This window comes from Zhouia spongiae, from assembly GCF_022760175.1.
Lineage (GTDB): Bacteria > Bacteroidota > Bacteroidia > Flavobacteriales > Flavobacteriaceae > Zhouia > Zhouia spongiae.
In genome coordinates, this window is sequence record NZ_CP094326.1 from 3615968 (window position 1) to 3628856 (window position 12889).

Consider the following 12889-nt stretch of genomic DNA (forward strand, 5'->3'; position numbering starts at 1 on the left):
TAAAATACCATAGCCTTAACTATTAAATGTATGTGAATATTGCTAATTTCGTGAACTAAATTTTTGACTTATGGCGAAAAAGAAAATCATCAACAAGAAATCAATCAACTTCTTAGAGAAATATCTAAACAATGCAGCCCCTACAGGATATGAATGGGAGGGTCAAAAAATCTGGATGGAGTATCTGAAACCTTATGTAGACACCTTTATTACCGACACCTACGGAACTGCCGTGGGAGTTATCAATCCTGATGCCCCTTTTAAGGTCGTTATCGAAGGACACTCAGACGAGATTTCATGGTATGTAAATTATATTACCGACAATGGTTTAATATATGTTATCAGGAACGGGGGAAGCGATCATCAGATAGCTCCTTCTAAAGTAGTCAACATACATACAAAGAAAGGTATTGTAAAAGGAGTTTTCGGATGGCCGGCTATCCATACCAGAACTAATGAAAAAGAAGAGACCCCGAAATTAGATAATATCTTTATCGATATAGGAGCAAAAGATAAAGAGGAAGTAGAAAAAATGGGAGTTCATGTTGGTTGCGTGATTACCTATCCTGATGAATTCTTTATTTTAAACGACAATAAGTTTGTATGCCGGGCAATCGATAACAGAGCCGGCGGATTTATGATTGCCGAAGTAGCACGCCTTTTACATGAGAATAAGGTAGATTTGCCTTTTGGCTTATATATTACGAATTCTGTTCAGGAAGAAATCGGGTTAAGGGGAGCTGAAATGATTACACAGACCATAAAACCCAATGTCGCTATTGTTACTGATGTTACCCACGATACTACAACACCAATGATCAATAAGAAAAAACAAGGCCTTGCCGAGATAGGGAAAGGTCCTGTAATTTCTTATGCCCCGGCAGTTCAAAATAAGCTTCGCGAACTTATTATAGAAACAGCTGAAGAAAAGAAAATCCCTTTCCAGCGCATGGCAGCCTCCAGATTTACAGGAACTGATACGGATGCTTTCGCATATAGCAATGGCGGTGTGGCATCTGCCCTTATTTCTTTACCGCTAAGATACATGCATACTACCGTAGAAATGGTTCACAGGGAAGACGTTGAAAATGTTATTAGACTCATCTACGAGTCTATTTTGAAAATCGATCCGAACAAAAGCTTTAGCTATTTTGACTGATGGATGAATATGTAGACATATTAGACGATCAGGGTAATTATACCGGAAAATCGATATTAAAGTCTGAGGCCCATAAACTGGGCCTTTTCCACCCTACCATTCATGTCTGGCTCTATACCAACAAGGGAGAGGTTTTAATCCAGAAGCGCGTTGCTACCAAAAATACATTTCCAGGATTGTGGGATGTATCTGTAGCCGGTCATATTTCGGCAGGAGAATCAATTCTTACCTCTGCGATAAGGGAGGTTGAAGAAGAATTAGGATTAAAACTCGAGGAATCGGATCTTCACAAAATCGGAACACACAAACATACAAGTACCCACGGCACTATTATAGATGCAGAATTTCACCATATATATATAGCTGAATTAAAAGTTCCTATAGATACACTGACTTTGCAAGCATCTGAAGTCGACGCTATAAAATTAATACCTCTTCGGGAATATACCTCTGAGATCAACAAAAAACACGCAAGCAATCACTATGTTGTTTTGGATGAAGCGTATTGCGAATTGGTTTTTGAGCGTTTGCAGCAAGCGATAAAAATGTAACAAAAACACACTTTTCAAGCAATTGCTTTTTAAGTATTTTAGTACCATGAAACCAACATGGATTTTTTTTAATCAGATTTGATATCAAATTATGATAAACACTATTCATGTACGGAGCGTAACGGCAACAGCTGCACATGAAATTTTTGCACCGTTTTCCGTTGGGCAGAAATTTTTTAAATACATGAAAAACACCATAGCTGAAAGAGTCGCAGATTTTTTAAAGCGATACCCCCCCTTCGATTTACTTAGTAAGGAGCAATTGATAGAGATCTCCGGGCAAGTCCGGATTACATATCTCGAAAAAGACAGTATTGTCTACAAACAAGATGAGAACGGGCATGACCAGTTTTATGTAGTACACAAGGGAGCTGTTGAATTGAAACGCGAAGAACAGGATAAGGTTAAGACCGTTGATTATTGTGATGAAGGTGACATCTTTGGCCTGAGACCACTTTTTGCCAATGAGAGCTATGCGATTACTGCTATTGCCGAAGAAGAATCTATTGTATATGGTATACCTATAGACACCTTTAAACCAATTGTAACACAAAACCTGAATATTGGCAACTTTTTAATTGAAAGTTTTGCCTCTAACACCAAAGACCCTTTTTCTAAAGAATACACCAAAAAATTATATGCAGACGACGACGTTATACTGAAAAACGACCCTGAAATATTCGACTTACAACCCGTAAAATATGTAAAGAAAGTTGTCTGGGCCCAACCGTCTACAATTATTAAGGAGGTGGCTCAGTTGATGAACAGTAAAAAAGTAAGTTCTGTCATCCTGAAAGAAAACGGGGTGCCACTGGGGATTGTAACAGATAAAGATTTTAGAAACCTGGTCGCCACCGGTATTGTTGCCATAGATAGACCTGTATCTGAAATAATGTCTTCACCCGTTTTATGCTACCCCAAACACACGACCATCGCTCAGGCACAAATAAGCATGATGAAACATAATGTGAGTCATTTATGCATTACCAAAGACGGTACGTCTAACTCTAAAGTTATAGGAATAGTTTCAGACCACGATATTGTTCTTATGCAAGGGAACAATCCCTCAGTATTGATGAAAGCCATTCAAAAGGCCAACAGTACCAAAAAACTAAAAGCCATACATAAAAAAATTCAGGTACTCTTAAAAGGATATATCCGGCAGAACATTCCTCTTACACACATATCTAAAATAATTTTCGAACTGAACGACGCCACCATTAAAAGGGTTATAGACAGAACCGTCGAGAAAATAGGGGAACCTCCGGTTGAATTTGCATGGATTTCACTGGGAAGCCAGGGAAGAAAAGAACAATTACTCCATACGGATCAGGACAATGCAATCATTTTCGAGGATGTTCCGGCTGATAAATCAGAAGAGGTCAGAGCGTATTTTTTATTGCTGGCCAAAAAAGTAACCAAAAGACTTAATATCATAGGATACGAATATTGCAATGCCGACATGATGGCAAGAAACCCTAAGTGGACCTTAAGTCTGTCGGAATGGAAAAAACAATTTACAAAATGGACCTCCACTGCGGGTGACGATGAAATTCTATTATGCTCTATTTTCTTCGACTACGATATATCTTATGGCAATTCCTCTCTCACTACAAGTCTCGCAGACCATATTTTCGACATTACCAAAGACAATCAGCGCTTTCTTTCGATGCTTGGAGTAAGTGCCCTGAGAAATCCTTCTCCCATGGGATTCTTCAGGCAGTTTCTTGTCGAAAAAGACGGGGAGCACAAAGATTTGTTCGATCTTAAAAAAAGAGCTCTCATGCCTATTACTGACGCAGGGAGGCTTTTAATCCTTCAGCATCGGGTAAAGAACATCAATAACACAGCCGAACGATTCGAGAAGTTGGCGCAACTGGAACCGGAAAACAAAGAGTTATACCTCTCCTGCTCTTATGTAGCCAAGTCGTTATTAAAATTCAGAACAAAACACGGCTTAATGCATAATGACAGTGGACGCTATATAGAGTTGGCAGCACTCACCAAGGAAGAAAAAATGAAGTTAAAACGCTGCTTCAAAATCATCACTCAGGTGCAGGAATTAATTAAATTCAGGTTCAACCTAAGTCATTTCTTATGATAAACTGGTTCAAGAAAAGAAACAGGGAAACACTCCCTGATTACTGGCGCGCATACCAGGACCTCTGTAATCAAAAACTTCCTGAAAATATAAAGGAGGTACGCTTTGTAATTTTAGATACGGAAACTACTGGTTTCGATTATAAAGAAGATCGTATTTTAAGCATTGGTGCCATCACATTATTAAACAATCGCATCGATCTTTCAGAAAGTTTCGAGATATATATTAAACAAGATCGCTTTAATCCGCAAACAGTAGCTATTCACGGCATCATTAAAAATGAAAAAGTCAGCATGCTCGATGAAGAAGACGCTATGAAACTTTTCCTGAAATATATCGAAAATGCAGTTTTAGTAGCACATCATGCAGGTTTCGATATAGGGATGCTTAACCAGATATTAAAAAGAATGGCATTACCCAGACTGAAAAACAAAGTACTCGACACTATGATCTTATTCAAGGCTACGCGAATTACTTCTAATCTCATTGACCGGGACAAAAACTACAGCCTGGACGAAATTGCGGAAAATTATAATATAGAAGTCAAAGACCGCCATACAGCAGCAGGTGATGCATATATTACTGCCATGGCTTTTATAAGAATAATAGGCCAGTTAAATAAAAACGGAAAATTAACTACAAAGGATTTACTGAAAATATAAAGGATGCCTAAAAAGTCTTATAATTACTGTATGTCAGGTTGAGCCCTTCGGCTATCGTTCAGGATAAATTAAAGTCGAAACCTAATGATAATCAGACGCAACTAGTTTCCGGCTGAACCCGAACAAACAACAAATAACACTTTTTAGACATCCTCCCTTTCAGTTATACTAATACATCTTCCATGATCTTCTCTACGACATCCGGATTTAATAAAGTAGAGGTGTCTCCCAGGTTGGCGGTGTCTTTAGAAGCTATCTTTCTCAGTATACGCCTCATGATCTTACCACTTCTTGTTTTTGGCAGTCCGCTTACAAACTGAATCTTATCAAGTTTGGCTATAGGTCCGATCTTATCGGAAATCTGCTGGTTAATCTCTTTTCGTAAATTATCCCGGTCTCTGTACTCTCCTATGTCTTTCAGCATTACATATCCGTACAACGCATTTCCTTTAACGTCATGCGGAAAACCTACAATGGCAGATTCCGCTACTGCAGGATGTTCGTTAATCGCATCTTCAATCGGAGCAGTTCCCAAATTATGTCCTGAAACAATAATAACGTCATCAACCCTGCCGGTAATACGATAATAGCCTACCTCATCTCTCAATGCACCGTCTCCTGTAAAATATTTATTTTCGAATGCGCTAAAATAAGTATCTTTAAAACGTTGGTGGTCTCCCCATACGCTACGCGCCATTCCCGGCCAAGGAAACTTAATACACAATCGTCCGTCTACCTGATTTCCTTTTACTTCCTCTCCGTTCTCATCCATTAAAGCCGGTTGAATACCAGGCATCGGAAGGGTTGCATAGGTAGGCTTGGTAGGCGTCACAAATGGGATTGGCGAAACCATGATACCACCGGTTTCTGTCTGCCACCAGGTATCAACAATCGGGCATTTCTTTTTTCCCACATGATTATCATACCAATGCCATGCTTCTTCATTGATCGGTTCTCCCACCGAACCTAGTACTTTTAAAGAAGATAAATCGTATTTTTCTACCAATCCAACATCTTCTTTGGCCAAAGCCCTGATGGCAGTCGGTGCCGTGTAGAACTGGTTTACCTTATGCTTTTGAACGATCTCCCAAAACCTTCCGGAATCGGGATATGAAGGCACTCCTTCAAACATGACTGTCGTTGCACCATTCGCTAACGGACCGTATATAATATAACTATGCCCTGTTATCCAGCCTACGTCTGCAGTACACCAATACACGTCATCTTCCCGGTATTGAAAAACGTTTTTAAATGTATAGGCGGTGTAAACCATATACCCTCCTGTTGTATGCAACATCCCTTTTGGTCTTCCCGTCGAACCCGAAGTATAGAGAATGAATAACGGATCTTCTGCATCCATAATCTCAGGAGTACATATATCACTTGCTTCATCCAATAATGGTTGTACCCATTGATCTCTGCCTTCCTTCATATTGATCTCAGAATCGATACGCTTAACAACCAATACCGACGCTACACCGGGACAATCTTCAAGAGCTGCATCAACGATCCCCTTAAGATCTATACTCTTACTCCCCCTGTAACTTCCGTCGGAAGTAATGACCATTTTACAAGTAGAATCATTAATTCTTGTTGCCAGCGCCGTAGAAGAAAACCCTGCAAATACTACCGAATGAATAGCACCGATTCTGGCACAAGCTAAAACAGCTACGGCCAGTTCAGGGATCATTGGCAGGTAAATACATACCCGATCTCCTTTTTGAATTCCCTGAGATTTTAATACGTTAGCAAATTTGTTTACACGGTGGTATAAATCTTTGTAGGTAATATGCTCGGCAGGCTCGTTTGGGTCATTCGGCTCCCATAAGATTGCTGTCTTATCCGACCTGATATGTAAATGCCTGTCAATACAGTTTTCTGTAATATTCAGTTTTGCATTTTCAAACCATTTAATTTCGGGCTTATTAAAATCCCAGCTAAGAACCTTATCCCACTTTTTACGCCAAAGAAAATGTTCTTCAGCTACCTCTTCCCAGAAGTTCTCAGGTTCTCTTACAGATTTTCTGTAAACATGATAATACTCATCAAAACTTTTAATGTGATAGTTACTCATTTTATGCTTTATTATAATATTTTCAATTAAAGACGCATAAATTTATAAAATTGAAGAAACTATCATAACAATCTAATGGTTAAAATTAGAAAAAGCCACATTTTCGTGGCTTTTTGTTAAAACAGGTTTTGTATATTTTCAAGGGGATGTGTTTCTTGTGACCCTTTTTCCATATCCTTCAAAACAAAAGTATGATCATTCAGCTCTTGCTCTCCTATCATTATTACTTTCGGAACGTTCCTCTTATTAGCATACTTCATCTGCTTGTTCATTTTGGACGTATCGGGGTACAATTCAGCATTTATTCCGTTCATTCTCAGGTTTTTTATAACCTTCATGGATTGCATAGCTTCCTTCTCTCCAAAATTAATAAACAACACATCCAGTTCTTTTGAAACTGTTTCCGGAAACAAGTTCAGTTCTTCCAGTACCAGGTAGATTCTGTCAAGTCCGAAGGAAATGCCTACACCACTTACATCTTTCAATCCGAATATTCCGGTAAGGTCGTCATAACGGCCTCCCCCTCCTATCGATCCCATTCTGACTCTTTTAGGAGCAGCCACCTCAAAAATAGCTCCGGTATAATAGTTAAGTCCCCTCGCCAATGTAACATCTATATCCAGTGAAGCCGATATTAATCCTAAAACCTCAATGGCATTAACTATAAAGTTTAATTCCTCTACTCCCCTGGTGCCTTCTTCAGAAGTACTCAGCATGTTCTTAAGCTGTTCCAGTTTATCAGCATTCGTTCCGCTAAAATTAAATAACGGCCGAACCTTTTCAATGGCCTCTTCAGAAATGCCTTTTCGGATCATTTCTTCTTTAACTCCTTCTTCTCCTATTTTATCAAGCTTATCAAGGGCTACCGTAAAATCAATAAGTTTATCCTTGGCGCCAATCACCTCTGCAATACCCGATAGTATCTTTCTGTTATTCATCTTAATGGTTACCCCTTCAAGTTTAAGGCTGGAAAAAACAGTATCGTACAACTGTACAAATTCTACTTCCTGCCATAAAGATCCGGAGCCTACCACATCGGCGTCGCATTGATAAAATTCTCTGAAACGTCCTTTTTGCGGCTTGTCTGCCCTCCATACCGGTTGCACCTGATATCGCTTAAAAGGAAACGTAATCTCATTCTGATGCATCACCACATAACGCGCGAAAGGTACCGTAAGGTCATATCGCAATGCCTTTTCGGTGATTTTCAAAGCCAGCTTATTAGAATCTTTACTCTGGTACACTTCATCACGGACCTTAGACAGGTAATCGCCCGAATTAAGGATCTTAAAAATCAACCGGTCGCCTTCTTCTCCATATTTCCCCATCAAAGTTTCCAGATTCTCAAAACTAGGCGTCTCGATAGGTTGAAATCCGAAAGTCTGAAAATGTTCCTTAATGGTATTTATAATATAATTGCGTTTTGATACTTCTGCCGGAGTAAAATCTCTGGTTCCTTTCGGTATGCCTGGTTTTTGTGCCATGTGTTTATTTTTAATAAAAGTGCTTCTTTGTTACCCCGAGCGCAATCGGGAGGTCTTCATTCTGTTTATAAATGAGAGCTCGATATCTGCGATTATACCTTCAGTAAAAATGTCTTTTCATTTTCAAGTAATGCTCGACCTGACATTTTGAAAACACGCTATGGAATAATCTTTTCTAAATAGTTATACAGTTCTCCTTTTGTAATAACAGCCCCTTTTTGAATAAGTTCAAACTTATCTTTGTTTTTATCTTCCGAGTAAACTTTTGCCGCGGTCATCATTTCCACCTCATCGCCAAGGAAGTTCTCTTTAAACCACTGAAATCCTTCCCTGGTGGTAAGATCTACAGCTTTATTTAATAAGCGGACCGCAATAAGCTTCATTTCTTTTTCAGTCAGATGAAATAAAAACATCTGGCTGGCAGAAATATTTTCAAGATATACAACCTTATTTAAAACACCTTCCCAGATCAGGTCGCTAAAAACATCTAATTCCTGTTCCGCTATCTCGGGTTTATCTTTTTTTATCGATGCCCATTCATCGGCTGTAATGGATTGGGTTGCCAGAAAATTTATGAACTCCTCATGCAGCTCCTCAAATTGTTCTTTTGTAAGTCTTGAATACTTCATTGCTCTTTTAACTTCATATAATGGCTGCAAAAATAAAAAAGGCTGTACAAAAAGCACAGCCTTTTACAGTTTTATCTTAACCAATATTTATTAAAAGATGTAACGGATACCAAATTGCATCTGCCATCTTGATAATAAACCGGCATCGTACACGAATGTATTTCTTAAATCAGGGTCAAAAGAATATGTCGGAACATTATTCGCATCAACGGTAACCCCTATGGGCTGGACATTTGTTGGTTGTTGTACCAGTCCCCAATCTGAACTGATCAGGTTACCCACGTTTAAGATATCGATACTGAACTGAATCGTATTGGTTTTATCTCCTGAAACTTTAAAATTATAATCCTGGAGGAATTTCATATCCCAGCGTCCTCTCCACGGAGTGATGGCACCGTATCTTTCGAAATATGCTCCTCTATGCGCACTCATATAATCGTCCTGGCGTATAAAGTTTTCAAAAGCTTCTGCCTGCCCTGGAGCTGAAAAATTCATTTGACTGACTTCTTCGGCTGTTGGAATATAAATAAGATCATTCACCAATGAGCCATCGTTATTGATATCACCTCCATAGGTATAATTAAAACGTCCTCCTTGTGCGTATTCAAAAAAAGCTGAGATTGTCGTAGCCCATTTATCATTCCCATATTTAAACTGTTTAGAAGCAACCCCAACCACTCTGTGTTTATCCCCATACTTGGAATGCGACAACACATCGTCATTCACATTTCCATATGCCGGATTGAAAGTAAAGGCATCTCCTGTTATTTCTGCTTCGATTGAATTCACGTCCTTGGAGTTCATATAATTATAAGCCACGCTCGTGTAAAGTCCGTTATCAAAATTCTTCTGCAACTTTAAAGACGCATTAACGGCTCGGCCCTTATCTGAATTTGTTAGAACATAGGCAGGGAAATCACCTTTATCGCCGGCCTGATAAACTGGTCTTGAATCTACCCCTCCCAAGGTAGCTGTAGGTGTTTTGAGTCCCCAGTTTTGCACATGCACAGCATTGATATCTTTTGTATACGAAAAGTCTGCCGTAGCGATAATACCATTTTCAAATCGGTAATCTAGTCCCAGGCTCGTTCTCCATACTTGCGGGAACTGAAAATCGTTATCGACTACCTGATAGAAAAACTGATCGACACCACTTACCTGGTTCCCTATCCATACAAAAGGTAGTCTTCCCGTAAAAATCCCTGTACCGCCACGTACCTGAAAGACATTATCGTCAAAAACATCCCAATTGAACCCAAGTCGGGGCGACCACAGCAAACCATTATCAGGCATTTTGGTAGAATCGAAAAATACTTCATCTCCTGTATCCGGGTCAAAATATGCAGTCGACGGATTGTAAAACTGACCGTTATCCGTATCTATGAATTCCTGTGCTTTTTCCGATGTATCAAAATACAAAGGTTTATCTGCCCTTATCCCATAGGTAAGTTTAAAGTTGTCGGTAAGATTCCACTCATCCTGAATATAAAAAGCAAGCTGACCTACATTGACCTCAGATAACAACCACCCGCCGTCTGCTCCGTCAGGCAATCCATTTCTGGAATTAAAAATAGCCCGGGCATTGGCAAACGCATCTGCATAATTATTAGCATCAAAATCATTAATATCCACACTTCCGAATATATCAAAGCCATATCCGGTTAAGTTGAAGGAGTTTGCAAACTGGAATTTCTCAAAAGAAAAACCTACTGTATAGGTATGATCTCCCTTAAAGAAATTCATATTATCTGTAATCTGGAACACCTTCTGATCTAAACGGTTGTGGATCGAAAAAGGTTCGTGCCCTGCAATTATATATGGAGCGCCGTCTTTAGTTATATTAATTACAGGTGCAGGAGATGAGAAAGGGTTTCTGAAATCATCGAAATGAGTGTACCCAACCTGTAATTTATTGGTCGTGGTTTCATTAAAATTAGAATTCAGTTCGAATAGAAATGACTGAATCCTGTTATTGATTTCATATCCTGAATTCTCGAACTGTAATGTTGTAAAGTCAGGACCTCTCCGGCCAATAGCTGTTGGGTGGGCTGGCTTTTCTTTTGAAGCATTTAAAAAATTATATATAAATGCCAGCCTGTGCTGATCATTAATATTCCAGTCGATCTTAAAAATCCCTTTGGTCGATTCTGTATTGTGTACATAGCCTTCATACGGTCCGGTTTGATAACCGAGCGCTGCCAATTGGTCTGAAACCATCTGAAGATCGGTAGCCAATACCCTCGACTCATTCACGGCTCCCGAACCGGTATTTGCCACCCAGGTAGTCCCCAGGTCTTCTCTCTGGTCTCTTTCAAAATTTGCAAAGAAGAATACTTTATTCTGAATAATCGGCCCGCCAATACTGGCTCCGAATTGGGTTTGGCTTAATTTGGGCACAACAATATCATCGCCTTTCACTTTACTTCCGGTAAGATCCTGATTTCTGAAGAACCCGTAGGCAGTTCCGTGATACTCATTGGTACCACTCTTTGTAACTGCATTGACGGAAGCCCCTGTAAAACCGGATTGAGTTACATCGTAAGGAGCTACAGCTACCTGGATCTGATCAATGGCATCAAGCGATATAGGCTGTGCATCTGTTTGTCCTCCCGGTGTTGCTGCATCCAGCCCATAGGGATTATTAAAAATAGCTCCGTTGAGGGAAAAGTTATTGTACTGATCGTTTCGGCCTCCAAACGAACCCCCGCTTGCAGTTGGTTCTAATCTGGTAAAATCTTGTGCCGATCTGGAAATTGTCGGCAGTCTGGTGAGTTCTCTTCTTCCCACGCTGGTCTCCGCTCCGGTTCTGTCCTTTCCAAATGTCCCGGAAGCATCGGCTGTAACAACTACCTCTCCCAACTGTTCACTGAGTTCCTGAAGAACAACTTCAATATCTTGTGTTTTCCCCAGTTCAAGAAATACATCAGTGTATTTTTGTTCCTGAAATCCCACATAACTGATCGTTATCGAATAAGGTCCCCCTATCCTGAGATTCAGTAAATTAAAACGTCCGTCGAAATTGGTTGCTGTTCCGTACTTTGTTCCGGTGGGTGTATGAATTGCAACGACACTGGCTCCCGGAAGTGGTTGCCCGTCCGGGTCAGTTATAAGTCCCCTGATATTTGATGTGGTCACCTGTGAAAATAATGTCTGTGAAGCGATCAACAACAGACATACGAGCAAGATTCTTTTCATTTGATTTGTTTGTAGTTAGTTTATACTTGGTAATGCAACTATCTAATTTACACATAACTAATATAAAACTTTTTATTAACTTTTCGTTAACAACCACATCCTTACCGCCAGACGGAGACCGGTGGTACGACCCGTTTTAAATCCACATACCACGTCAGATCACCTGATATCAAACAGGGATTGGCAAAGATCACACAGGCTCATACAAAAGAAAAGGTCTAATTTTCAGATAAAGGCATTAAAGTTCCTTCGTATCTGATTGAATTACGTTCGGTACTGTTTATAATAAGGCTCGTTTTTTTATTGAAAAAGACCTCCAGGGTAATATTATAGGCTTCATTACTATTTGTATTGTTAGCCTTAAAGGTCATTTTGTATTTTTTCTTAGCTTCCAAATAATGAATCTCCATATCTTCAGCAACCTGGTCGAATTTTATTCCTGTTTCATTGGTGTTATATCCGCCTCCCATCTGGCGTTCTCCGAAGTATGGCAAATAAGCTTTTACATGGTCGCCATCAACTTCTAAAAAATTAGGATTACTCATCAGGTTTATCCGCGATGCATTATTCTGTGGTCCCAGAATTTGCCCTACCTGCATCATGGCATTTGTTACTGTCGGATTTGCCCAGTCATTCTCTATCCTGAATTTTTTTTCCTCAACAAGATTGGCCAGTTCCTTCCTGTCCTCATCCGAAACTGTACTTTGAGTGGTTCCGCAACCATAAACAACAATAAAAACAAACAAGCACCTTATAAATTGAAATCTTTTCATTTTATGTTTTTTTATCTATACAATTTATGAAAATTAAACCGGCTTTGTATATACTGTTCCATAAATTTTAACACTAAAGCTTTTTACCTCTTTCCTGTCTGTACACCCATAATCTTGCGATGTAGCTGTTGTACACCCTTTTCCTTTACTACCGTTTTCATCAAGACTGGCCTAAAGAATTTATATTGCGCATACTTAAACCCCCGGTTATTTGTTGTCTCATCACTGCTTCTCTTCCGGTTTTATTCATCGGCAACCCGT

General features: G+C 39.5%; 9 protein-coding genes. 4 read left to right on the plus strand and 5 right to left on the minus strand.

Annotated elements, in window-relative coordinates:
* Nucleotides 1–70 precede the first annotated feature (70 nt).
* From MQE36_RS15295 to MQE36_RS15310, 4 genes are all read left to right on the plus strand, one after another.
* A complete protein-coding gene (locus MQE36_RS15295) occupies nucleotides 71–1159 on the plus strand; it encodes a M42 family metallopeptidase (protein WP_242936838.1) in 1089 nt (362 codons plus the stop codon).
* Nucleotides 1159–1710 (plus strand): NUDIX hydrolase, encoded by a 552-nt coding sequence (locus tag MQE36_RS15300; RefSeq protein WP_242936839.1) that lies wholly within the window; start codon nucleotides 1159–1161, stop codon nucleotides 1708–1710. Before MQE36_RS15295 ends, MQE36_RS15300 begins: the two co-directional genes overlap by 1 nt.
* 184 nt (nucleotides 1711–1894) lie before the next feature.
* On the plus strand, nucleotides 1895–3811 hold the full coding sequence (locus MQE36_RS15305; RefSeq protein WP_242936840.1) for a DUF294 nucleotidyltransferase-like domain-containing protein: 1917 nt from the start codon (nucleotides 1895–1897) through the stop codon (nucleotides 3809–3811).
* Nucleotides 3808–4473, plus strand: a complete 666-nt coding sequence (locus MQE36_RS15310) for a 3'-5' exonuclease (protein WP_242936841.1) — start codon at nucleotides 3808–3810, stop codon at nucleotides 4471–4473. The genes MQE36_RS15305 and MQE36_RS15310 overlap by 4 nt, the downstream gene beginning before the upstream one ends.
* Before the next feature lie 163 nt (nucleotides 4474–4636).
* On the opposite strand, the gene acs is transcribed toward MQE36_RS15310, so the two are convergent.
* The 5 genes from acs to MQE36_RS15335 form a co-directional block, all read right to left on the minus strand.
* Nucleotides 4637–6547 (minus strand): acetate--CoA ligase, encoded by a 1911-nt coding sequence (gene acs / locus MQE36_RS15315; protein WP_242936842.1) that lies wholly within the window; start codon nucleotides 6545–6547, stop codon nucleotides 4637–4639.
* 116 nt (nucleotides 6548–6663) lie between these two features.
* A complete protein-coding gene (gene hisS, locus MQE36_RS15320) occupies nucleotides 6664–8031 on the minus strand; it encodes a histidine--tRNA ligase (RefSeq protein WP_242936843.1) in 1368 nt (455 codons plus the stop codon).
* A gap of 158 nt (nucleotides 8032–8189) precedes the next feature.
* Complete coding sequence (locus MQE36_RS15325; protein ID WP_242936844.1) at nucleotides 8190–8660, minus strand: DUF6495 family protein; 471 nt, start codon at nucleotides 8658–8660, stop codon at nucleotides 8190–8192.
* A gap of 90 nt (nucleotides 8661–8750) precedes the next feature.
* Nucleotides 8751–11855 carry a TonB-dependent receptor gene (locus MQE36_RS15330; RefSeq protein WP_242936845.1) on the minus strand — a complete coding sequence of 1035 codons (3105 nt, stop codon included), beginning with the start codon at nucleotides 11853–11855 and terminating at the stop codon, nucleotides 8751–8753.
* A 218-nt stretch (nucleotides 11856–12073) separates the two neighbouring features.
* The gene (locus tag MQE36_RS15335) at nucleotides 12074–12628 is read right to left on the minus strand and encodes a DUF4251 domain-containing protein (protein WP_242936846.1); all 555 of its coding nucleotides are present in this window, start codon (nucleotides 12626–12628) and stop codon (nucleotides 12074–12076) included.
* Nucleotides 12629–12889 lie beyond the last annotated feature (261 nt).

Bases quoted from the DNA above. Each gene is read 5' to 3' on its own strand.
- MQE36_RS15295 (WP_242936838.1), top strand. From the start codon at position 71: ATGGCGAAAAAGAAAATCATCAACAAGAAATCAATCAACTTCTTAGAG.
- MQE36_RS15300 (WP_242936839.1), top strand. From the start codon at position 1,159: ATGGATGAATATGTAGACATATTAGACGATCAGGGTAATTATACCGGA.
- MQE36_RS15305 (WP_242936840.1), top strand. From the start codon at position 1,895: ATGAAAAACACCATAGCTGAAAGAGTCGCAGATTTTTTAAAGCGATAC.
- MQE36_RS15310 (WP_242936841.1), top strand. From the start codon at position 3,808: ATGATAAACTGGTTCAAGAAAAGAAACAGGGAAACACTCCCTGATTAC.
- acs (WP_242936842.1), bottom strand. From the start codon at position 6,547: ATGAGTAACTATCACATTAAAAGTTTTGATGAGTATTATCATGTTTAC.
- hisS (WP_242936843.1), bottom strand. From the start codon at position 8,031: ATGGCACAAAAACCAGGCATACCGAAAGGAACCAGAGATTTTACTCCG.
- MQE36_RS15325 (WP_242936844.1), bottom strand. From the start codon at position 8,660: ATGAAGTATTCAAGACTTACAAAAGAACAATTTGAGGAGCTGCATGAG.
- MQE36_RS15330 (WP_242936845.1), bottom strand. From the start codon at position 11,855: ATGAAAAGAATCTTGCTCGTATGTCTGTTGTTGATCGCTTCACAGACA.
- MQE36_RS15335 (WP_242936846.1), bottom strand. From the start codon at position 12,628: ATGAAAAGATTTCAATTTATAAGGTGCTTGTTTGTTTTTATTGTTGTT.